Here is a 19,448-nt window from a genome sequence, read left to right as displayed (position 1 = left end):
AGACCGCGCCACCATCACGTTCATTTCCTGTGTGACGCGAGCGCCTGCTGCTTGGCCGGATCGACCCACCAGACCTGGCTGAAACCTGCGGTCAGAGACGGAAGCTTCTCGGGCCGGCCAAACATGTCCCACGTCGCGAGCCACTCGTAGGGATTGTACCACTGCGGCACCAGATAGTGCCCCCACAGCAGAACCCGGTCGAGCGCGCGGGTATGCGCGACGACCTCGTCCCGATCCTTCGCCACCACGAGCTTCTCGATCAGCGCGTCGATCACCGGGCTCTTGATGCCGATGGTGTTGCGGCTGCCGTCCTGGTCCGCCGCGGCCGAGCCCCAGAAGTCCCGCTGCTCGTTGCCGGGCGACAGGGATTGCGGGAAGCTGTCTATGACGATGTCGAAATCGAAGGTCGTCTCGCGCCGCTCGTACTGCGCCGGATCGACCACGCGGACCGACGCCTTCACGCCGATCTTTTCGAGATTGGCACGATAGTGCGCCACATGCCGCTGGAAGGCATCGGAGCCGAGCAGGAACTCCACCGTGAACGGCTCGCCCTTGTCGTTGCGCAGCACCGTTTGTGTCTTGGCCGAGCCGAGGCCAACCGCGCGGCCGAGCTTGCAGAACATGCCGCAGTCAGGATCGTCGATCTCCTCCTGGCGCACTTCCCAGCCCGCCTCCTTGAAGAGACGCATCGCCTCCTGCAGATTCTTGCGCGCGTCCTCACGCGAGGCATAGACCGGGTTCTTCCACTCCGTCGTGAACACTTCCGCCGGAAGATCCTTTTCGAACTCCTTGAGGATCTCGAGCTCACGGCCCTGCGGCAGCCCCTTCGCGGCCAGCTCCGAGTTGTCGAAATAGCTTCCGACGCGCGTGTACTGGCCGAACAGAACCGACTTGTTCAGATCCTCGAAATCGAACGCATAGTTGAAAGCCTGCCGAACGCGGGGATCCTTGAACTTGTCGCGCCGCGTGTTGAACACGAAGCCCTGCATCCGTGCGACGCCCTTGGTCGGGATCGCTTCCTTCTTGACCCAACCCTTCTGGATCGCATCGAACGCGAACTGCGTGGCCCATGAGCTTGCCGTGTTCTCGCGCCAGAAGTCGGCGCGGCCGGCCTTGAAGTCCTCGAACGCGGCGGTGCGATCGCGGAAATACTGGAACCGCATCTCGTCGAAGTTCCACTGGCCCACCATCACCGGCAGGTCCTTCGCCCAGTAATCCTTCACGCGCTCGAACACGATGCGGTTTCCGGTATCGAATTCCTTGATCTTGTACGGCCCGGAGCCCAGCGGCACTTCGAGCGTGCTCTTGGTGAGATCGCGCGGCTCGCCGTTCTTGCCGGTGGCCTCCCAATAGTGCTTCGGAAGCACGGTAAGCTGCCCGAGGATCTGCGGAAGCTCGCGGTTACCCGCGATATCGAACGTGAACGTCACCTCGTGATCGCCGGTCTTTTCGGCCTTGACCACGTTCTTGTAGTAGCGGGCATACATCGGATGCGCCTTCTTCAGCGCATCGAGGCTGAAGATCACGTCCTCAGGCGTGATCGGCTTTCCGTCATGGAAGCGGGCTTCCGGCCTCAGGCCGAACTTGGCCCACGAGTAATCCGGCGGATAGGAAACCCATTCGGCGACGAGACCGTACTCCGTCGACTCTTCGTCCGGGCTTCCAGCCATCAGCGAGTCGTAGATCATGCCGATGCCGCCCGCCGACATTCCCTTGATAGAGTAGGGATTGAGGGAGTCGAACGTACCCTCGACCGCGAACCGCACCGTGCCGCCCTTCGGCGCATCGGGATTGACCCAATCGAAATGCTTGAAGTCAGGCCCGAACCGCGGATCTCCGATCAGCGAGAGCGCATGATGGCGAACAGAGCTCGCGTCCGCCGGAACTGCAGCAGGCGAAGCGGCGGGCGCGCTCTCCTCCTGGGCCGAAGCCGGCGCTGAGAGTGCCGCAGCCGTCACAAAAAGCGCGGCGAGAAAGGACGAGAAGCGGGGGGAGAGGAGCGAGGGACCTGAGCGGTGTGAAGAGCGCGAGGCAGTCACGTTATCCGCGCGCGAGCGAGACTGATGAACCCTGTATGCCGCTACCATCGTCGCTTTCGTCCCTTTCAACCACCAAGGTGGCGCGCGCAAAGCACCCGCGCGGACGCCCACCCATGACCGACCAGCCCCAGCGGAAGCGGAGGCATTGCGAAAACCAGTTCCTAGAGCGCTTCCGGAAAGGTGTGAAGGAACTTTTCCGAAAGAAGTACGCGGAAACAACGCACTAGGAAGAAGTCCGCGATCCGACTAAATCCGCAGCGGACCCTAGCACGCCTTAAATCCAGATTCGGATTAAAGATCGGCAAGATCAGGGGCCGGAAGAGGGCCGGACGGATCCCCGGCCGACGGATAGTCCGGCAAGATGATGGCAAACGAAATCGGGGCCTCTCCTGAAGGAGAAGCCCCGACCACAACTCGATATGTCGCGCGGACCAATCCGTCCGCAGCCGGTCTTTAAGGCAGCGGATGCGGAGTGTCCGCCAGCGTCCGGATATAGGCGATCAGGTCGGCGAGATCGGCCGGATCAGACACGCCGTTGAAAATCATCTTGGTGCCGGGCAGCCAGGCCTTGGGCGCGTGCAGGAAGCCCGCGAGGTCGGCATACGTCCACTCGCCGGTCTTGGCCTTCATGGCCTCGGAATAACCGTTGAAATCCGAGCGGCTGGCGCGGGCGCGGCCCACGACGTCCCAAAGGTTGGGACCGGCCTTGCTGGCGGCGGCCTTGTCGGCCGTGTGGCACGCCAGGCACTTCTTGAACGTGCCCTGGCCGTTCTCGGGCTTGGCAGTCGCAAGCGCGGCAACCACCTGCGCCGGATCGAACGCGGCAGCAGCCGGGGCACCCGCTTCGGACTTGCCACCAGCGGCCTCCGTCGCAGCCGGAAGGGTGAAGCCCCCGGCGACCGGGCCGTGCGCGCCATGACCGTTGCGCGCGATGTCGATCGCCGTCTTGGGCACAAAGATGAGAAGCAAAGCCGCGAGCACCGCTCCGGCAATCTTGGTCAGTTCAAAGGAATCCATCATCTTCTCTTCACCCTGCAACCGGACGATCCTCGTCCACCGCTTCGAACACGAGGTGCGATTTTGTTAACGTCAAATCATGAACTTAACGTTTCAGCCTGAGATCCGGCTTCACCAAATCTAAGGGGAAAGCCTCTCCGGCTCGCTAATACCGAGCCCCCGCAACTCAGAACGCATCTAAAAGACGCGGGCCATGCCTTGCAACCCCACACCCGGCCAGTCTACAGCTCATGTCGTCACATGGAGCCGCAGCGCCATCAGATCGAAGGGTTTCACGGCCTTTGGTGCCCAATTCCTGTCAATACGACGCAGAAGACCGCCCCCAACATAGGCACCGGAGCGGACCCCGACATGGGGCCAAATGTCCGGGTCATCTGGCCCAGAGGGATATGCCTTGAGCAAACGCCGGACAGGGGCGGGCGGCCAGGCCCAACGGAAGCATTTGCCGGCGAGGTGAAGGCCGGTAAGAAAATGCAACCAACCAAAACCTGGATCGGATCGCGCGCTCCAGAGAACGAGAAGGCACAATGACGAAAGCACTGATCATCATCCCCGCCCGCATGGCCTCCACCCGCCTTCCGAACAAGCCGCTGGCCGACATCGAAGGCGAGCCGATGATCGTGCGCGTGTGGCGTCAGGCCTATGCCGCCGAAATGGGCCGGGTCGTCGTTGCCGCCGATTGCGAGGAGATCTGCAGCGCGGTGCGCGATGCGGGAGGCGAGGCGCTGATTACGCGTCCCGACCATGCTTCGGGGTCCGACCGCATTTTCGAGGCCCTGAACCGCGTCGATCCCGAAGCGGAAACCGACATCGTCATCAACCTGCAGGGCGACCTGCCGACCCTGGAGCCCCGCTTGATCCAGGAGTGTGCGTCCGTCCTGCTCACCAGCAAGGAACCGCACATTGCAACCCTCGCCGCCGAGATCCACGACGCCGACGAGCGCACCAACCCCAACGTGGTGAAAATCGTCGGCACCCCGGTCTCCCAGAACCGCCTGCGCGCTCTTTACTTCACCCGCGCCACGGCTCCCCACGGCGACGGCCCGCTGTTCCACCACATCGGCATCTACGCCTACCGGCGCACGGCGCTGGAGCGCTTCGTGTCGCTCCCCGCCTCGTATCTGGAAACGCGCGAGCGCCTGGAGCAGCTTCGCGCGCTGGAGGACGGCATGCGCATCGACGTAGCCATCGTTGACACTGTTCCCCTCGGTGTCGATACTCCGGCCGATCTCAACCGGGCCCGGCAGCTCATCAGACGAGCGCGCCGTTCCTGATCTCCGTCGGCTCACCCTCACCGGGCCGGGCCTCCGTCCCCACCTCTGCACCTGTCCGGTGTCCATGACCGGGGCCGTCCGCGGCCAGAGGCGGTCAATCCGAACACGCCTCCGTCTGTCGAGACCTGCACCATGACGAACTCCACGCGCGCGCACTCCTCCGATGCCTCGGCCTCAGCAAAGCGCATCGCTTACCAAGGCGAGCCCGGCGCGAATTCGCATCTGGCCTGCACGGAAGCATATCCGGACTTCGAAGCCCTGGCCTACCCCACCTTCGAGGACGCGCTTGCAGCCGTCACATCCGGCGAAGTGCTCTACGCCATGATCCCGATCGAGAACTCGGTCGCAGGGCGCGTCGCCGACATCCATCATCTTCTGCCCGGCGCGAACCTCTACATCGTCGGCGAGCACTTCCTGCGCGTGCGCCATCAGCTCATGTCGGTGAAGGGCAGCTCGCTCGAAACCTTGAAGAAGGTGCTGAGCCACACCCAAGCGCTCGGCCAGTGCCGCAACACGCTGCGCTCGATGGGCCTCACGCCCGTGCCGGAGGCCGATACGGCGGGATCGGCCCGCATCGTGAGCGAGCAGGGCGATCCGGCGCTCGCCGCCATCGCCTCGCGGCTGGCAGCCGAGATCTATGGTCTCGAAATTCTCCGCTCCGACATCGAGGACGAGGCGCACAACACCACGCGCTTCCTCATCCTTGCCAAGGATCCGGACGACGCCGAGCCCGAGGACGGCCCGGTCGTCACCACGTTCCTGTTCCGCGTGCGCAACGTGCCCGCCGCGCTCTACAAGGCGCTCGGCGGCTTCGCCACCAACGGCGTCAACATGATGAAGCTCGAGAGCTATCAGCTCGAGGGCACCTTCAACGCCACCATGTTCTACGCCGATATCGAGGGTCACCCGGCCGATCGCCCGGTTCAGCTTGCGCTCGAGGAGCTGTCGTTCTTCTCGACGGAGCTGCGCCTCCTCGGCACTTATCCGGCTAGCCCCTACCGCGCCGAGGCGGCACGTGCGGCCGCTCCCCCGACGGGCAAATAGCAGAACAGGTTCCCCATGAGACTGGCCGGAAAGATCGCAATCGTGACCGGAGCGGCTTCCGGGTTCGGTCGCGGCATCGCGGAAATATTCGCCGCGGAAGGCGCCAAGGTCGCCGTCGTCGACATCGATGCGAAACGGGCGGGCGAAGCTGCAGCGAGCATCGGCGCGGGCGCCATCTCCATTTCGGCCGACGTCTCGCGAAAAGCCGACGTCGACGCCATGATCGCGGCAACGGTCAAAGCATTCGGCGGTCTCGACATCCTCGTCAACAACGCCGGAACGACCCACAAGAACCAGTCGCTCATGACGGTGAGCGAAGAGGAGTTCGACCGCATCTATGCGGTCAACGTGAAGTCGATCTATCTCACCACGCTCGCCGCCGTTCCAGAGCTGGGGAAGCGCGGCGGCGGCTCCATCATCAATACCGCCTCGACCGCCGGTGTGCGCCCACGCCCGGGCCTCACCTGGTACAACGGCTCCAAGGGCGCGGTCATCACGCTCACGAAATCCATGGCGGCCGAGCTCGCACCGAAGAACATCCGCGTCAACGCCATCAACCCCGTGATCGGCGAAACCGGCATGCTGGAGCAGTTCATGGGGGCGGCCGATACGCCCGAGAACCGGGCGAAGTTTCTAGCCGGCATCCCGCTGGGGCGCATGTCGAAGCCTCAGGACATCGCCAACGCCGCCCTGTTCCTGGCAGATCCCGCGTCCAGCTTCGTCACGGGTGTCGCCATTGAAGTCGACGGCGGCCGCTGCATCTAGCCGCCCGATTTCGCGCATCTGGATACCGGCTCCATGCGAAGCATGCTTCCGCCATGAGCGAAATGACGTATCCCATCTGGCGAACAGCCGCCTCCTCCCGACGTCACCCCGACGGAGGTTGGGGTCCAGACACATCGAGCAGGGATTGGGTCGGTTGCCTCCCCACGAACGGAGCGACCGTCATATCCTCAGGGCACTGCCACGGATCTGATAGAGCGTCAGCGCAGTCGCAACCGCGAGATTGAGGCTGTCGAGCTTGCCCGCCATCGGGATTTTGATGAGCCGCGAGCACGAGCGCGTAAGGCTTTCCGAGAGCCCAGGCCCCTCGCTCCCCATCACCAGCAGCACAGGCCCCTTGTAGGCCGCTTGCCGGAAATCCTCCTGCGCATCGAGATGCGTGCCGACCACATCGCCGCGCCACGTCGCGCGCCACAGCAGGAAATCCTCGCGCGTGGTGCGCACCAGCGGCACGCTGAACACAGACCCCATCGTCGCGCGCACCGCTTCCCGCGAATAGGGATCGCACGAGTTGCCGACCAGAATGATGCCCTTTGCACCGACCGCATCGACCGTGCGGATGATGGTGCCGAGATTGCCGGGATCGCGCACCTCTTCCAGCGCCAGCCAGCAATCCTCGCTCGCAACGCGCTCCGGAGGATCGACCCAGCGCTGCCGGAACACCCCGATCATCGACTGCGGGTTTTCTTTCGACGCGAGCTTCGCCAGCACGGGCTCCGAGACTTCGAGCACGTCCGCCCCTGCGCCCAGCGCCCAGCCGACGAGCGAGCGCGACACCGGGCTGGCCGCCGATCCGGACTGATAGACGAGGCTCGTCGGCGTGAAACCGGCCTCGCGCGCCGTGACCAGGATCGAAGCGCCCTCGGCCACGAAAAGTCCCGTCTGCTTGCGCTCCTTGCGCATGTCGAGCGCACGGATCGCCTTCACCCTGTCGTTGGTGAGACTGGTGATGATGCGCGGTTCCGGCCCGGTCATGATGTCCACCGCACGAACAGCGATGTGGGAACCGCGGCCCCGCCGCCCTCAGCCGACAAAGCGAGTTCTCCAAACGAGAGATGTCCGCCGCGATCCGCGAGCACATCGGCCGAAAGTTGCTCGAATGCCAGCGCGGACGCGCGAATGGCGTAGACGGTGAGGATCATCGCCGCGCGCCCCGGCGCCAGCAATTGCGCCGCATTCTTCAACAGGACCGGCAAGCCCTGGAACAGATCCCACACCTCGCCTTCCGGGCCGCGCCCGAACTTCGGCGGATCGATCAGGATCACATGATAGGTCTTGCCCCGCCGAACCTCGCGCGCAACGAACTTCGCCGCATCGTCCAGGATCCAGCGTATCGGCGCGGAGCCGAGCCCCGACGCCGTCTGATTCTCCTTGGCCCACTGGATCGCCTTCTTGGACGCATCCACGTGCGTGACCTCAGCCCCGGCCCGCGCGGCCAGAAGCGAGGCGGCACCCGTGTAGGCAAAGAGGTTCAGCACGCGCGGGCGCTCCCCGCTCACTGCACCGATCTGCTCGATCATCCAGTCCCAGTGCGGTGATTGCTCCGGAAAGAGCCCGAGATGCCACAGCCCCTGCAGCTTGCAGGTCAGCACCACCTCGCCCACACGCACCGGCCAGCCGTCCGGCACTGGCTTGTCGAGCCGCCACTTTCCTTTTTCCTCGTCGTCGGCCGAAGCGGAGAAGACGGCATGCGCCTTCCCCCAGGCCGCGCCGCCGAGCTGCCGGCTCCAGAGCGCCTGCGGCTCCGGCCTGTCGACGACTATCGGACCGAACCGTTCGAGCTTGCGCCCACCGCCACTGTCGAGAAGCGCGTAGTCGGCTGGCCCCTTGGTGCGGATCAGCTCGAGCTTGCCCGATCGCTCGAACGGGCGGGGCCGGCGCTTCACTGCGCCCTCGGTCTTGTCGTCCTTGGCAGAGGTCATCGCGTGTCCCGTGGGGACTCGTCCCGCGCGCGCTCGATGATGTCGAGAATGGTAGCTCCGGGCGTGTCCAGCGGAAGCCGCAGGAAATCCGCCGACTGGCGAAGCGCGTCGTCGAGCAGGCGATGGAAATCGTCGCGATCGACCTCGATGGTGCCGAACTGGCGAAGGTGATCGGTCACGAACTGTGTATCCAACAACGTGAAGCCGCCGGCGATCAGCCGTCCGGCAAGATGAACGAGGGCGATCTTGGAAGCGTCCCGCACATAGGAGAACATGCTCTCGCCGAAGAACACGCCGCCCAGCGCCACCCCGTAGAGACCACCGACCAGACGGTCACCCTCCCACACTTCTACAGTGTGGCAGTGGCCGAGCCGGAAGAGCTCCTGATAGAGCCCGCGGATACGGCCGTTGATCCAGGTGGACCGCCGCCCCGCGCGCTCCGCGGCGCACCCCTCGATCACCCCTTCGTAGTCGGTATCGATGGCAACCCGCAGCGCGCCGCTCCGCACCGTCCGCGCCAGGCGCTTTGGAACGTGCACCGCCTCGAGCGGAAGGATGCCCCGGTGCTGAGGCTCGATCCAATAGAGCGCAGGATCGTCCGCGCTCTCGGCCATTGGAAAGATGCCGCAGCTGTAGGCCTTGAGAAGGACCTGCGGCGTAATCTCGATCATGATGTCGTCGCGTGACGCCATCACTCATGCTCCCGTCTCAACGTCCTTGCGCCGGCTATCCGGCACCAGGCGCGATACTAAAGCCGGATCACTCGAGTGGCGAGTACCTTGACCACGCGGCGCGTCAGGACTGCTTCCCGAGATACTTTTCTAGCCAATGGATATCGTAGAGCCCGTTGGCAATGTCCGGCTGCCGGATCAGTTCGTTGAACAACGGGATCGTCGTCTCGATTCCGTCGATCACGAACTCCGACAACGCGCGCCTCAGGCGCATCAGGCATTCATTGCGGTTCTTTCCGTGCACAATCAGCTTACCAATCAAGCTGTCGTAGAACGGGGGAATGCGATAGCCCTGGTACACGCCGCTGTCGACACGCACGCCAAGTCCGCCCGGCGGATGCCAGTAAGTGATCTGGCCAGGCGAAGGCCGGAAGGTGCGCGGATTCTCGGCGTTGATTCGACACTCGATCGCATGCCCGGAGAACGTGATGTCCTCCTGCTTGAACCCGAGCTGGCCGCCGGACGCCACGCGGATCTGCTCCAGCACGAGGTCGATGCCGGTGATGGCCTCGGTGACCGGATGCTCCACCTGCAGACGCGTGTTCATTTCGATGAAATAGAACTCGCCGTCCTCGAACAGGAACTCGACCGTTCCTGCGCCGCGGTACTTGATCTTGCGCATCGCGGCGGCGACGACCTCGCCGATCTTCTGGCGCGAAGCGGCGTTGAGCGCGGGCGACGGAGATTCTTCGAGGATCTTCTGGTGGCGCCGCTGCAGCGAGCAATCGCGCTCGCCGAGGTGCACCGCGTTGCCCTTGCCATCGCCGAACACCTGGATCTCGATGTGGCGCGGCTTCTGCAGATATTTCTCGATATAGACGGAGTCGTTGCCGAACGCCGCCTTGGCTTCCGAGCGTGCCGTCGCGAGAGCGATGCCGAGGTCCGCCGCCGAATGGGCAACCTTCATGCCGCGGCCGCCGCCGCCGGCGGTCGCCTTGATCAGCACAGGGAAGCCCATGTCCTTGGCGATCTTCATCGCCTGCGCTTCGCTGGTCACCGCGCCATCGGAGCCGGGCACCACCGGAATGCCGAGCTTCTTGGCGGTTTCCTTGGCTTCGATCTTGTCGCCCATGATCCGGATGTGCTCGGACGTGGGGCCGATGAAGGTGATCGAATGCTCTTCGAGGATCTCCGCGAAGCGGGCGTTCTCGGAAAGGAAGCCGTAGCCCGGATGGACGGCATCCGCGCCGGTGATCTCGCAAGCGGCCAGCAACCGCGGAATGTTGAGATAGCTGTCGCTGGCGGGCGGCGAGCCGATGCACACGCTCTCGTCGGCAAGCCTAACGTGCATCGCATCCGCGTCAGCCGTCGAATGGACGGCCACCGTCGCAATGCCGAGCTCCTTGCACGCGCGCTGAATGCGCAGCGCGATCTCACCCCGGTTGGCAATAAGGACCTTGTCGAACATTCTTATGTCGGGCAACCGGCAACAGGCAGCTGGCAGCATATACGAGGATCAGATCCCGCTGCCCGTTGCCCGCTGCCCGCTGCCGCTTCTCCCTTATTCAATGATCACAAGCGGCTCGCCGAACTCCACGGGCTGGCCATTCTCCACCAGAACGGCCGTGACCGTTCCCGCACGCGGGGCGGGGATCTGGTTCATGGTCTTCATCGCCTCGATGATCAGCAGCGTATCGCCCTGCTGCACGCGCGCCCCGACCTCGACGAACGGAGGCGCCTTCGGATCGGGCGAGCGATAGGCCGTGCCGACCATCGGCGACTTGACGGCACCCGGATGCTTGGCGGGATCGCCGCCTGCCGCGGGCGCCGGCTGCGCACCCGGCCCGGCCGAAGGCGCGGAAACCGGGGCAGGCGCACCAGAGAAATGAGAGGCAGCGGGCACGGCCGCCGCGATCGTCACCGTGCGGGCAACGCGCACCTTGAGCCCGCTCTTCTCGATCTCGATCTCTGAGAGACCCGTATCGTTCAAGAGCTGTGCGAGCTCCCTGATCAACTGCTGCTCGCCACTCGGTTTCTCGGCATCGTCTTTCGCCGTCATGCGCGCTAGCCCTTTCCCTTTCGGCTTCTTATCGCTGTCTTTGGATTTGTGTTTCACGAGACGCTCATGTCACCAGCTTCGCCATTGCGTCGAGTGCAAGCTCGTAGCCTTGAACGCCGAGGCCGCAGATGACGCCCTTTGCGGCAAGCGACACATAGGAGTGGTGACGAAAACTCTCGCGGCGGAAAATATTGGAAAGATGCACTTCGATCACCGGCAGCTCCGCGGCCGTGAGTGCATCGAGAATGCCGATGGACGTGTGCGTGAGCGAGCCGGCATTGAGAATGATCCCGGAAGCCGCGCCGCGCGCTTCCTGAATCCATCCGATGAGCTCGCCCTCGTGATTGGTCTGGCGGAATGAAACAGTAAGCCCCAACGCAGCCGCCCTCGCCTCTGCCCGCTGGCGCACGTCATCGAGCGTATCCCGGCCGTAGATCTCGGGCTCGCGCACGCCGAGCAAGTTCAGGTTCGGGCCGTTGAGGACGAATACGGGTTTGGCCATTCGCGCTTCTGCAAGGGAGTGTGGGCTGAGTGGTCGTTAGCTGAACCGCTTTTTCGCGGACGCTTCCGTCCATGAATGCAGGCCCTCCCGGCACCGGGAAAGCCACACAAGGTCCCTAGCAGCTTTAACGCACCCGCGAAAGGTCGCCAAGCCAAACGTTATGGGGCGTGTTTACCAAACCGTCTCCGGACAGAGGATCAAGGCACACCCCTAAGAAACGGGGAAAATCAAGTGCATAGAAGGCCGCCGCGGACCGAAGCCGGCCACGGCGGCCTTCTGTTTCTCAGCAATAGGTGCAGCCGGACTTCCTCAGCGCAACCACGTGCTCCTCGAGCACGTCGTAAAGGTTCTCGGGCGCCCCGCCGATGGCACGGTCGCCGACCAGGAAGTGGGGCGTGCCGTTGATGGAGAGCTTGCGGGCGAGGTCCTTCACCCGGTCGAGCTCGGCCTTGACCTCGGGCGAGTTCATGTCGGCCTTGAGCTTCACCATGTCGAGCCCGTGAGCCTCCGCGACCTTGAGGCCGACCGCCTCGTTCACGAGGCCCTTGGTCGAGATCATGTCGCGATGGACTTCCCAATACTTGCCCTGCATGCGCGCGGCGAGCGCCACCTTGGCCGCCTGCTCGGATTCGTCACGCAGGATCGGAAATTCCTTGAACACCACGCGGACGTTCTTGTCCTTCTCCACCAGCTTCGCGATCTCGCCGAAGCCGCGCTTGCAGTATCCGCAGTTGTAATCGAAGAACTCGACCACGGTGATATCGCCGTCCGGATTGCCCGCGACCGGCGCATTGGGAGCGCGATAGATCTCCTTGGCGTGCTCCGCAACCATCGCCTTCGTGCGATCGGCCTCGTCCTTGGCGAGCTTGGCTTCGAGCGAGCTCTGCACCTCGAGGAAGATCTCGGGGTTCTTGACGAGGTAGTCCTTTACGATCGCTTCGATCGCCTTGCGCTGATCGGGGCTGAACTCGTTGGCGCCGACCTGAGGCGCCGCGATCGCCGCACGGTCCTTCGCGTCTCCGGCCATCACGAACCACAGTCCGGTGATGAGAAGCAGCGGTGCCGCCACGAGCGCGCCGATGCTGAGGCCCGAGGGCCTGTTCGGCTTGTTGGGATTGGATTGGGTCATATGCGCTCCATAAGATGGCCGCGGACCAGTTCTCGGCCGCGCCTCGATAGGGGAATATAGGTCTTCAGGTCTGGGGCTTGTAGTTGATGATGTCGTCCGCCTTCACCCAGTCGGGTGAACCCGCCTTGAGACCGGCCTGGGCGCGTTTCGCAAACTCCTGCGCCTGTTTCAAGGCTCCAAAATAGAAGAGCCCTTGCGCCCGCGCCAGTTCTGCCTGCGCCATCATGCCCTTGTCGTAATACGCCTGCCCGAGCGTGTTATAGGCCGTGGCGTTGTCGGGCTCTTTCTGTACGGCCTTGCGCAAGAGGTTGATCGCCTCGTCGGCAACGCGGGGGTCCTTCGTCTGGATCAGCGCTTGCGCGAGCTGAACGCCCACGAGCGGCGCATCCCCGCCATGGAGTTGCAGCGCCCTCCTGAAAGGTCCGATGGCCTCCTGCGGGCGGCCGGCCTTCTGCAGGAAGTCACCCTTCACCTCCCAGAAGTAAGGATCGTTCGGCCTCTCGCGCAGAAGCGCATCCGCGCCTTGCAGCGCCGTCTCAAGGCCGCCCGCCCCGCCCCGGCGGAACGAGGCGATGGCCCGCGCATAACGCGCCGGCAGGCTCGTATCGGACGGTGGATAGCGGTTGAACACCACCGCCGGCGGCTCGATGTAGCCCGAGAGTTTCGCACGCACCATGTCGTGGCGAAGCTGAAGCTCGGGTGCATCTTTGTTGTTGTAGTAGGGGCTGCTCTCCACGAGCTGCCTCAGCCGCGCCAGACGGTCCGTGGCCACGGGATGGGTGCGCGCGAACGCGTCCTTGTGTGCGTCCGAGAACAGCTCCTGCCCCGCGAACCGCTCGAAGGTGGCGAGCATGCCCCGCCCGGATTGCTGAGTGGCGTTGAGATACTGAAGGCCAGCTTGGTCAGCCGCCGATTCCTGTGAACGCCGCTCGGCCGTCAGACCACGCATGATGAGCTCGTTGCCGCCCATCATCACGCCCTGTCCCGCGCTTCCGATTTCTTTGCCCGCATCCCCTCCCGAGACCGCGCCGCCGATCATGGCGCCGATGCCGAGCAGCTGGATGAGGAGCGCACGCGTCTGATCCTTCGCGATGCGCGAGCGAAGGGCCGCCATATGACCGCCTGCGATATGGCCTGCTTCGTGCGCGAGCACGCCGATCACCTCGTTCGGCGTATTGGCCTGCATCAGCGTGCCGGTGTGCATGAACACGTTGCGCCCGTCGATCACGAAGGCGTTGAACGCATCGTTGTTGACGATGCGGACGGTGACACGCCCGGTGCCGAGGCCCGCCGCACGGAAAATCTTCTGGGAGTAGTCGTTGAGCAGAAGCTCGATCTCGGTGTCGCGGATCAGCGGCAACCCTTGCGCCCGCGCGGACGGCGCGGAGAAAAGTCCCGTGACGGCGCCAGCCATCGATACGGCAAGGACGATCGCGCGAAGGCGGAATCTCAAGTTCGATGTGTTCATGCTCGTTGGATCGCTCGAAAAACTCGCGCCGAATTGTGCAGAAGACAACGCCCACCTCGCCCTAAATGGGCATACCGAGCCGAGGAGCGCAAGACCAGCGGCCGCGATACTGGCCAGACCGCAGGTTGGCGCCTATAAGCCCTCCCGATTAACGACGCGAACGGCGCGTTTCCATGACATGGACCTGCGCCATTGCGGCCAAAGGAAGGCGTTCGATGACGAGCAACCAGACCCCCGGCCGCAAAGATGCGCGCACCCGTGCACCCGCCCGCCGGAGCGACATCGCAAGCTTCATTGTCATGGACGTCATGCACGCGGCCGCCGTGCTCGAAGCACAGGGACGCTCCATCATCCACATGGAAGTGGGCCAGCCGGGAACACCCGCACCCGAGGCGGCCTTGGCGCGCGTCAAGTCCGCTCTCCATTCCGAAACGCTCGGATATACCGCGGCCCTCGGCATCGGCGACCTGAGACGGCGCATCGCGCGCTCCTACGGCGAACGTTACAACGTCGACGTCGACCAGAGCCGCGTCATCGTCTGCACCGGCTCGTCGGCCGCCTTTCTCCTGGCGTTCCTTGCCCTATTCGATGCGGGTGCGCGTGTCGCACTCCCCTCGCCGGGCTATCCCTGCTACCGCCACATCCTCTCGGCTCTCGGCTGCGCCTCGCCACTCATCGAAACCAGCCCCGAGACGCGTTGGATGCCGACACTCGACCAGCTCGCAGCCCTCGACCGCGACGTCGGCCTCGACGGGCTTCTGATCGCGAGCCCCGCCAATCCCACGGGCACCATGATCGAGCCCGAGCGCCTACGGGAGCTGGCCGGATACTGCGACGACCGCGGCCTCTGGTTCGTGTCGGATGAGATCTACCACGGGCTGACCTACGAGAAGGCGGCAACAACGGCCCTCTCGGTTTCCGGCAACGCCGTCGTCATTAATAGCTTCTCGAAATATCACGCCATGACCGGCTGGCGCGTCGGCTGGCTTGTCGTCCCGCCCTCGCTGGTGCGCACCATCGAGCGGCTTCAGCAGAACTTCTTCATATCGGCTCCGGCCGTCTCTCAGATCGCAGCCCTCGGCGCGTTTGAGGCGCACGACGAGCTCGAACGAAACCGCGAGACCTACGCAAAGAACCGGATGTTGCTCCTGGACGCCTTGCCAAAGGCGGGCTTCACGGCGCTCGCCCCCGCGGACGGCGCCTTCTATCTCTATGCGGACGTCTCGCGTTTCACGCACGACGCCCGGAGCTTCGCCACAGACATGCTGAACGAGATCGGCGTGGCCGTCACCCCCGGCCTCGATTTCGACGAGGCGCGCGGCAACCAGTTCCTGCGCTTTTCCTATGCCGGCACGGAAGCCGACATCGCGGAGGGCGCGCGCCGCATCGCCGATTGGCCCCGTCTTCGGACTGCGCGGTGACGCGACAAAAAAAGGGGGCGACCGGCGCCCCCCTTTTCCGAAGCCGGATCGATCAGCCTCTGCCGCCCGCACCGAGCGACACGAAGCGCGGACCGATATCCACGTGGATGTGGTTCATGTTGCGGTAGGTCATGGTGCCGCCCGCCATGTGGTTGGCGCGCAGCCAGTTCACGATTGCGGCCTTGCGTCCGCCCGCGTTGAAGTCGACGGCCAGGCCGAAACCATGCTTCGACGGCTTGCCGCTGCCCGCGATGCGCGCGCCCGGACGGCAGGTCGAGATCACCTGCACGGGGCCGAACTGTGCCTCGATGCGATCGAGAAGAGCGCGGGCCGAAGCCTGGAGGCAACCGCGCGAGGCGCCGCCGCCACCGCCGCCCGTATGGCTGGCCGTCATGGCACGGCCCTGCAGGCGGGCGGCACGGCCGACCTTGCCCTGGCCACGATACTTGGCGGACTTGCCGGTGGTGCGCCGCGCGGTGGCGCGAGCCTTGTTGTTCGAGGTGTACGCCTTCTTCGGCGCAGCGCGGCGATCCGCTTCGTAGAGCGAGCTGACGGGACCGTTGTCGATCCGCGCTTCGGCCGGCGCTGCGAGACACGCAGCGACACCCATACCCACTACGGCAGCAAGAATACGCTTGCTCATGGAGAACTCCCTTTAAATCTACTGAGGAATTCCGGAGACCGCACAACAACGGTAAGAAGAAAGAGATATCAGTCCCGGAATACTTCAAGTCACAACCGTGATATCTGGAAACGAAATCAAGAAATGTTCCCAGCTCACGTCATGGGAGCAATGGAGTGACGCCCCCATCACGGCCGGAATATCGAAACTCGGCCTTACCATTACTCCGCACGACGGGGCGGCAGTCACCAGCCGGATATGGTCAAAATGTGGCTTGCGGCCACGCGCGAAGGGCGCCTCGAAAGGCGTCGGACAGCGCTCTTTGAATTCGTTCGGGATTCTCCGGCCGCCCCGAAACGGACGAGCAAATTTGTCGCGACCCCAATCGGTTGGGGACGACAGTGAAACGGGCCGGGCAACTATGCCCGGCCCGTCCATGATGTAGTCAGGAAAAGAGACCGCGCAGTCAGCCGCCCAGACGGCGCTGCCACCAGCCGCGCCGAACGGTCGGCTCCTCGCCGCCCCCTGCGTCCGCACTGCCGGTCTGATCCGGCGACACCACGACCCGCTCGAGCTTCGGCTCGGCCGAGGTTGCCTGTCGGGCCCGAACGCGCGCTAGGACCGTATCCTCCTGCGCCGGCACCTCGCTTTGAGATGGGGCGGCAGGCTGCTCGGGAGCAGCCTTAGCGCGCGGCGCGTCCTCAGTCTCGACGGCAACCGCCTCCACGACCGGCGCGTCGGGCTGAGCCCGCGGTGCGCGCTCGCGGCGGCGCGGCTCACGGGCCGCCGGAGCCGCCACCTGAGTTTCTTCCGCAATCACTTCGATCGGCGCTGCGTCGTCGACCTGAGCATCGTCCAGCCCGGTATCGGCATCTTCATCGCCCGAGAAAGTCTGCTCGCCAGCCTCGTTCACGGAGCCGGCACCCTCGCCGTTCCGCGCGCGATCGCGGCCGCGACGGCCACCGCGCCGGCCACGACGCCTGCGCCGGCCGCCGCCCTCTTCAGAGCGTTCTCCATTCCGCTGGCCCGAGGCGCGCTCCTCGCGAGGAGCGCCTTCGTCGTCCCCGTAAGCATCCTCGATCTCGATCGGGCCGCCTTCGCCGCCGACCTCGATGGGCTCATCGCCGTCGGGGCCTCCGTCCTGCAGATCGTCCTCGTAAGGCTGCGGCTCGTCGCCACGACGCCCCTCGATCCGGCCCTCGCCGCCACGCTCGCGATCACCGCTGCCACCGCGACGGCCACGCCGGCGGCGCCGGCGGCGGCCACCCTCGCGGCCTTCCTGCTGGCCACGGCCATCGTCGCGGCCACGGCTTTCGCCGCGCGGCTCGCTGCCGGAAGCGGCCAATTCTTCGTCCGCACCCTCCTCGTCCGCGTCACCCTCACGGCCTTCCTCGCCCGCGAAGCCCCAATCCATGTTGACCGCGGCACGGTCCGGACGGCGCGTTGCGACGGGCGCGGCATGCCCCTTCTCGATCAGGAAGTTCGCGCCCTGCAGCTTGTCGCTCGCCTGCACGGTCACGAAGATGCCCTGACGGGCTTCCATCTCATTGATGAAGTGGCGCTTGTTGTTGAGGATGTAGAGCGCGACGCTCGACGTCGTGGTAGCGACCAGCGACGTCCGCGCACCCGCCAGCATCGCATCCTCGAGCGCACGCAGAACGGCGAGTGCAACGCTCTCGGTGGAGCGGATAATGCCGGTACCCTGGCAGTGCGGGCACTGCGAGGTGGAGCCCTCGAGCACGCCCGAGCGCAGACGCTGGCGGCTCATCTCCATAAGGCCGAAATGGCTGATCCGGCCGAGCTGAATGCGCGCACGGTCGAAACGAAGCGCATCCTTCAGCCGCCGCTCGACGGCGCGGTTGTTGCGCTTCTCCTCCATGTCGATGAAGTCGATCACGATCAGGCCCGCGAGGTCGCGGAGCTTGAGCTGACGCGCGATCTCGTCGGCCGCCTCGAGATTGGTGTTGAGCGCCGTCTCCTCGATGGAGAACTCGCGCGTGGATTTGCCCGAGTTCACGTCGATCGCCACCAGCGCTTCCGTCTGGTTGATGACGAGGTAGCCGCCCGACTTCAGCGTCACGTAGGGATTGAACATGGCATTGAGCTGGCGCTCGATGCCGTACTTCGTGAACAGCGGCTCGGGATCCTGGTGCGCAAGGACGTTCTTGGCATGGCTCGGCATGAGCATGCGCATGAAGTCCTTGGCATCCTTGTGCGCGTGCTCGCCCGCGACGATGATCTCCTCCACGTCCTTGTTGTAAAGGTCGCGGATCGAACGCTTGATCAGGTTGCCTTCCTCATAGACGAGGCTCGGCGCCGTGCTCTCGAGCGTGAGGTCACGGACGCTCTCCCACAGACGCAGCAGGTATTCGAAATCGCGCTTGATCTCCTGCTTGGTGCGCGAGGCACCCGCCGTGCGGATGATGAGCCCCATGCCCTCCGGCACTTCGAGCTCCTGCGCGATGGCCTTGAGCCGCTTGCGGTCCTGCGGATTGGTGATCTTGCGCGAGATACCGCCACCGCGCGCCGTGTTCGGCATCAGCACGGTGTAACGGCCTGCGAGCGAAAGATAGGTGGTAAGCGCCGCCCCCTTGTTGCCGCGCTCTTCCTTGACGACCTGCACCAGGATGACCTGGCGGCGCTTGATGACCTCTTGGATCTTGTAGCTGCGCGGACGGCGGCGCGGACGCGAGGGAAGCTCCTCGAGCGCATCCTCGGCGCCAGCACTTTCGAGCGCCTCGGGCTCGCTCGCCCCGCTGGCGACGACCTGCACGACGCCGCCTTCGCCGGCATCCCCTGCCGGGGCTTCCGGAGCGGCCTCGGCTTGAGAGGCCTCCTCAGCCGCTTCGACGGCGACGGCATCCGCCGCCGGCGTCTCCGGCTCGTCATCCGGGGAAGAGTCGAGATCACCGCCTTCGAAACCGCCGGCGCTCTCGGGCTCCGCGACGTCCTCTACGAGCACGTCGTCGCGAACGCTGGCCTCGGCGATGACCTCGGGACCATGATCGTCGTCGGCGCCGTCGTCCTCTGTGCTGGCGTCGTCCAGATCCTCCGAACCGTTCTCCTCGTCGGAGTGGTCGTCGTCTGACCGGGCGCCGTCCTCAGATCCGGCCTCCTGGCCGCGAGCGCCGCCTTGGTGCTGCCGTCTGCGCGCCAGCCGTTCGGCCCGTGCGTCAGCGGCAGCCTCCTCCTCGGCTTCCGCGGCCGCTTCCTCGTCGAGGAGCGCCTGCCGGTCGGCCATCGGGATTTGGTAGTAGTCGGGATGGATTTCGTTGAATGCGAGAAAGCCGTGGCGGTTTCCGCCGTAGTCGACGAAGGCCGCCTGGAGCGAAGGCTCCACCCGCGTAACCTTTGCCAGATAGATATTCCCGCGAAGCAGTTTGCGGGCAGCGCTCTCGTAGTCGAACTCCTCTACACGTCCGTTGCGCAGAACCACCACCCGAGTCTCCTCGGGGTGGGTGGCATCGATAAGCATCTTGTTGGGTGCCATGTGTTTT

At 64.8% G+C, this 19,448-nt stretch carries 16 protein-coding genes; 4 read left to right on the top strand and 12 right to left on the bottom strand.

Features of this window, described 5'->3' with window-relative positions; genetic code table 11:
• Positions 1 to 20 precede the first annotated feature (20 nt).
• Entirely contained in the window at positions 21 to 2,087 is a 2,067-nt protein-coding gene (locus PE058_RS05855) for an extracellular solute-binding protein (protein ID WP_271030110.1), read from the bottom strand.
• A 405-nt stretch (positions 2,088 to 2,492) separates the two neighbouring features.
• Entirely contained in the window at positions 2,493 to 3,059 is a 567-nt protein-coding gene (locus PE058_RS05850; protein ID WP_245257609.1) for a c-type cytochrome, read from the bottom strand.
• A 524-nt stretch (positions 3,060 to 3,583) separates the two neighbouring features.
• Here PE058_RS05850 and PE058_RS05845 point away from each other — a divergent pair.
• The 3 genes from PE058_RS05845 (at position 3,584) to PE058_RS05835 (ending at position 6,139) form a co-directional block, all read left to right on the top strand.
• A complete protein-coding gene (locus PE058_RS05845; protein ID WP_020084434.1) occupies positions 3,584 to 4,330 on the top strand; it encodes a 3-deoxy-manno-octulosonate cytidylyltransferase in 747 nt (248 codons plus the stop codon).
• Between the two features lie 132 nt (positions 4,331 to 4,462).
• Positions 4,463 to 5,374, top strand: a complete 912-nt coding sequence (locus tag PE058_RS05840) for a prephenate dehydratase (protein WP_271030109.1) — start codon at positions 4,463 to 4,465, stop codon at positions 5,372 to 5,374.
• 15 nt (positions 5,375 to 5,389) lie between these two features.
• A complete protein-coding gene (locus tag PE058_RS05835; RefSeq protein WP_271030108.1) occupies positions 5,390 to 6,139 on the top strand; it encodes a glucose 1-dehydrogenase in 750 nt (249 codons plus the stop codon).
• Positions 6,140 to 6,319: 180 nt separating this feature from the next.
• Here the strand turns inward: PE058_RS05835 and PE058_RS05830 are convergent, their stop codons facing one another.
• The 8 genes from PE058_RS05830 to PE058_RS05795 form a co-directional block, all read right to left on the bottom strand.
• Positions 6,320 to 7,132 (bottom strand): TrmH family RNA methyltransferase, encoded by an 813-nt coding sequence (locus PE058_RS05830; RefSeq protein WP_040497874.1) that lies wholly within the window; start codon positions 7,130 to 7,132, stop codon positions 6,320 to 6,322.
• A complete protein-coding gene (locus PE058_RS05825; protein ID WP_020084430.1) occupies positions 7,129 to 8,079 on the bottom strand; it encodes a class I SAM-dependent methyltransferase in 951 nt (316 codons plus the stop codon). Before PE058_RS05825 ends, PE058_RS05830 begins: the two co-directional genes overlap by 4 nt.
• Positions 8,076 to 8,771, bottom strand: a complete 696-nt coding sequence (gene aat, locus PE058_RS05820; protein WP_020084429.1) for a leucyl/phenylalanyl-tRNA--protein transferase — start codon at positions 8,769 to 8,771, stop codon at positions 8,076 to 8,078. The genes PE058_RS05825 and aat overlap by 4 nt, the downstream gene beginning before the upstream one ends.
• A 103-nt stretch (positions 8,772 to 8,874) precedes the next feature.
• Positions 8,875 to 10,218 carry an acetyl-CoA carboxylase biotin carboxylase subunit gene (gene accC, locus PE058_RS05815; protein ID WP_020084428.1) on the bottom strand — a complete coding sequence of 448 codons (1,344 nt, stop codon included), beginning with the start codon at positions 10,216 to 10,218 and terminating at the stop codon, positions 8,875 to 8,877.
• A gap of 93 nt (positions 10,219 to 10,311) precedes the next feature.
• The gene (accB, locus tag PE058_RS05810; RefSeq protein WP_020084427.1) at positions 10,312 to 10,809 is read right to left on the bottom strand and encodes an acetyl-CoA carboxylase biotin carboxyl carrier protein; all 498 of its coding nucleotides are present in this window, start codon (positions 10,807 to 10,809) and stop codon (positions 10,312 to 10,314) included.
• Between the two features lie 64 nt (positions 10,810 to 10,873).
• The gene (aroQ, locus tag PE058_RS05805) at positions 10,874 to 11,311 is read right to left on the bottom strand and encodes a type II 3-dehydroquinate dehydratase (RefSeq protein ID WP_020084426.1); all 438 of its coding nucleotides are present in this window, start codon (positions 11,309 to 11,311) and stop codon (positions 10,874 to 10,876) included.
• 283 nt (positions 11,312 to 11,594) lie between these two features.
• On the bottom strand, positions 11,595 to 12,440 hold the full coding sequence (locus PE058_RS05800) for a DsbA family protein (RefSeq protein ID WP_271030107.1): 846 nt from the start codon (positions 12,438 to 12,440) through the stop codon (positions 11,595 to 11,597).
• A gap of 64 nt (positions 12,441 to 12,504) precedes the next feature.
• Positions 12,505 to 13,908 carry a M48 family metalloprotease gene (locus tag PE058_RS05795; protein ID WP_271030106.1) on the bottom strand — a complete coding sequence of 468 codons (1,404 nt, stop codon included), beginning with the start codon at positions 13,906 to 13,908 and terminating at the stop codon, positions 12,505 to 12,507.
• A 215-nt stretch (positions 13,909 to 14,123) separates the two neighbouring features.
• Between PE058_RS05795 and PE058_RS05790 the strand changes: the two genes are divergently transcribed.
• Positions 14,124 to 15,329, top strand: coding sequence for a pyridoxal phosphate-dependent aminotransferase (locus PE058_RS05790; RefSeq protein WP_271030105.1), 1,206 nt, complete (start codon positions 14,124 to 14,126; stop codon positions 15,327 to 15,329).
• Positions 15,330 to 15,381: 52 nt separating this feature from the next.
• Here PE058_RS05790 and PE058_RS05785 read toward each other — a convergent pair whose 3' ends face one another.
• The gene (locus PE058_RS05785) at positions 15,382 to 15,972 is read right to left on the bottom strand and encodes a D-Ala-D-Ala carboxypeptidase family metallohydrolase (RefSeq protein WP_245257608.1); all 591 of its coding nucleotides are present in this window, start codon (positions 15,970 to 15,972) and stop codon (positions 15,382 to 15,384) included.
• 445 nt (positions 15,973 to 16,417) lie between these two features.
• Positions 16,418 to 19,441, bottom strand: coding sequence for an Rne/Rng family ribonuclease (locus PE058_RS05780; RefSeq protein ID WP_020084421.1), 3,024 nt, complete (start codon positions 19,439 to 19,441; stop codon positions 16,418 to 16,420).
• Positions 19,442 to 19,448: the final 7 nt, after the last annotated feature.

Origin of the sequence: Hyphomicrobium sp. DMF-1 (assembly GCF_027886585.1) — a bacterium.
In the GTDB taxonomy this organism is placed as follows: Bacteria; Pseudomonadota; Alphaproteobacteria; order Rhizobiales; family Hyphomicrobiaceae; genus Hyphomicrobium_C; species Hyphomicrobium_C zavarzinii.
This window is presented reverse-complemented; position numbering and strand designations above follow the sequence as displayed.

Bases quoted from the DNA above. Each gene is read 5' to 3' on its own strand.
- accC (WP_020084428.1), bottom strand. From the start codon at position 10,218: ATGTTCGACAAGGTCCTTATTGCCAACCGGGGTGAGATCGCGCTGCGC.
- aat (WP_020084429.1), bottom strand. From the start codon at position 8,771: ATGGCGTCACGCGACGACATCATGATCGAGATTACGCCGCAGGTCCTT.
- aroQ (WP_020084426.1), bottom strand. From the start codon at position 11,311: ATGGCCAAACCCGTATTCGTCCTCAACGGCCCGAACCTGAACTTGCTC.
- PE058_RS05830 (WP_040497874.1), bottom strand. From the start codon at position 7,132: ATGACCGGGCCGGAACCGCGCATCATCACCAGTCTCACCAACGACAGG.
- PE058_RS05780 (WP_020084421.1), bottom strand. From the start codon at position 19,441: ATGGCACCCAACAAGATGCTTATCGATGCCACCCACCCCGAGGAGACT.
- PE058_RS05845 (WP_020084434.1), top strand. From the start codon at position 3,584: ATGACGAAAGCACTGATCATCATCCCCGCCCGCATGGCCTCCACCCGC.
- accB (WP_020084427.1), bottom strand. From the start codon at position 10,809: ATGACGGCGAAAGACGATGCCGAGAAACCGAGTGGCGAGCAGCAGTTG.
- PE058_RS05790 (WP_271030105.1), top strand. From the start codon at position 14,124: ATGACGAGCAACCAGACCCCCGGCCGCAAAGATGCGCGCACCCGTGCA.
- PE058_RS05795 (WP_271030106.1), bottom strand. From the start codon at position 13,908: ATGAACACATCGAACTTGAGATTCCGCCTTCGCGCGATCGTCCTTGCC.
- PE058_RS05785 (WP_245257608.1), bottom strand. From the start codon at position 15,972: ATGAGCAAGCGTATTCTTGCTGCCGTAGTGGGTATGGGTGTCGCTGCG.
- PE058_RS05850 (WP_245257609.1), bottom strand. From the start codon at position 3,059: ATGATGGATTCCTTTGAACTGACCAAGATTGCCGGAGCGGTGCTCGCG.
- PE058_RS05840 (WP_271030109.1), top strand. From the start codon at position 4,463: ATGACGAACTCCACGCGCGCGCACTCCTCCGATGCCTCGGCCTCAGCA.
- PE058_RS05855 (WP_271030110.1), bottom strand. From the start codon at position 2,087: ATGGTAGCGGCATACAGGGTTCATCAGTCTCGCTCGCGCGCGGATAAC.
- PE058_RS05825 (WP_020084430.1), bottom strand. From the start codon at position 8,079: ATGACCTCTGCCAAGGACGACAAGACCGAGGGCGCAGTGAAGCGCCGG.
- PE058_RS05800 (WP_271030107.1), bottom strand. From the start codon at position 12,440: ATGACCCAATCCAATCCCAACAAGCCGAACAGGCCCTCGGGCCTCAGC.
- PE058_RS05835 (WP_271030108.1), top strand. From the start codon at position 5,390: ATGAGACTGGCCGGAAAGATCGCAATCGTGACCGGAGCGGCTTCCGGG.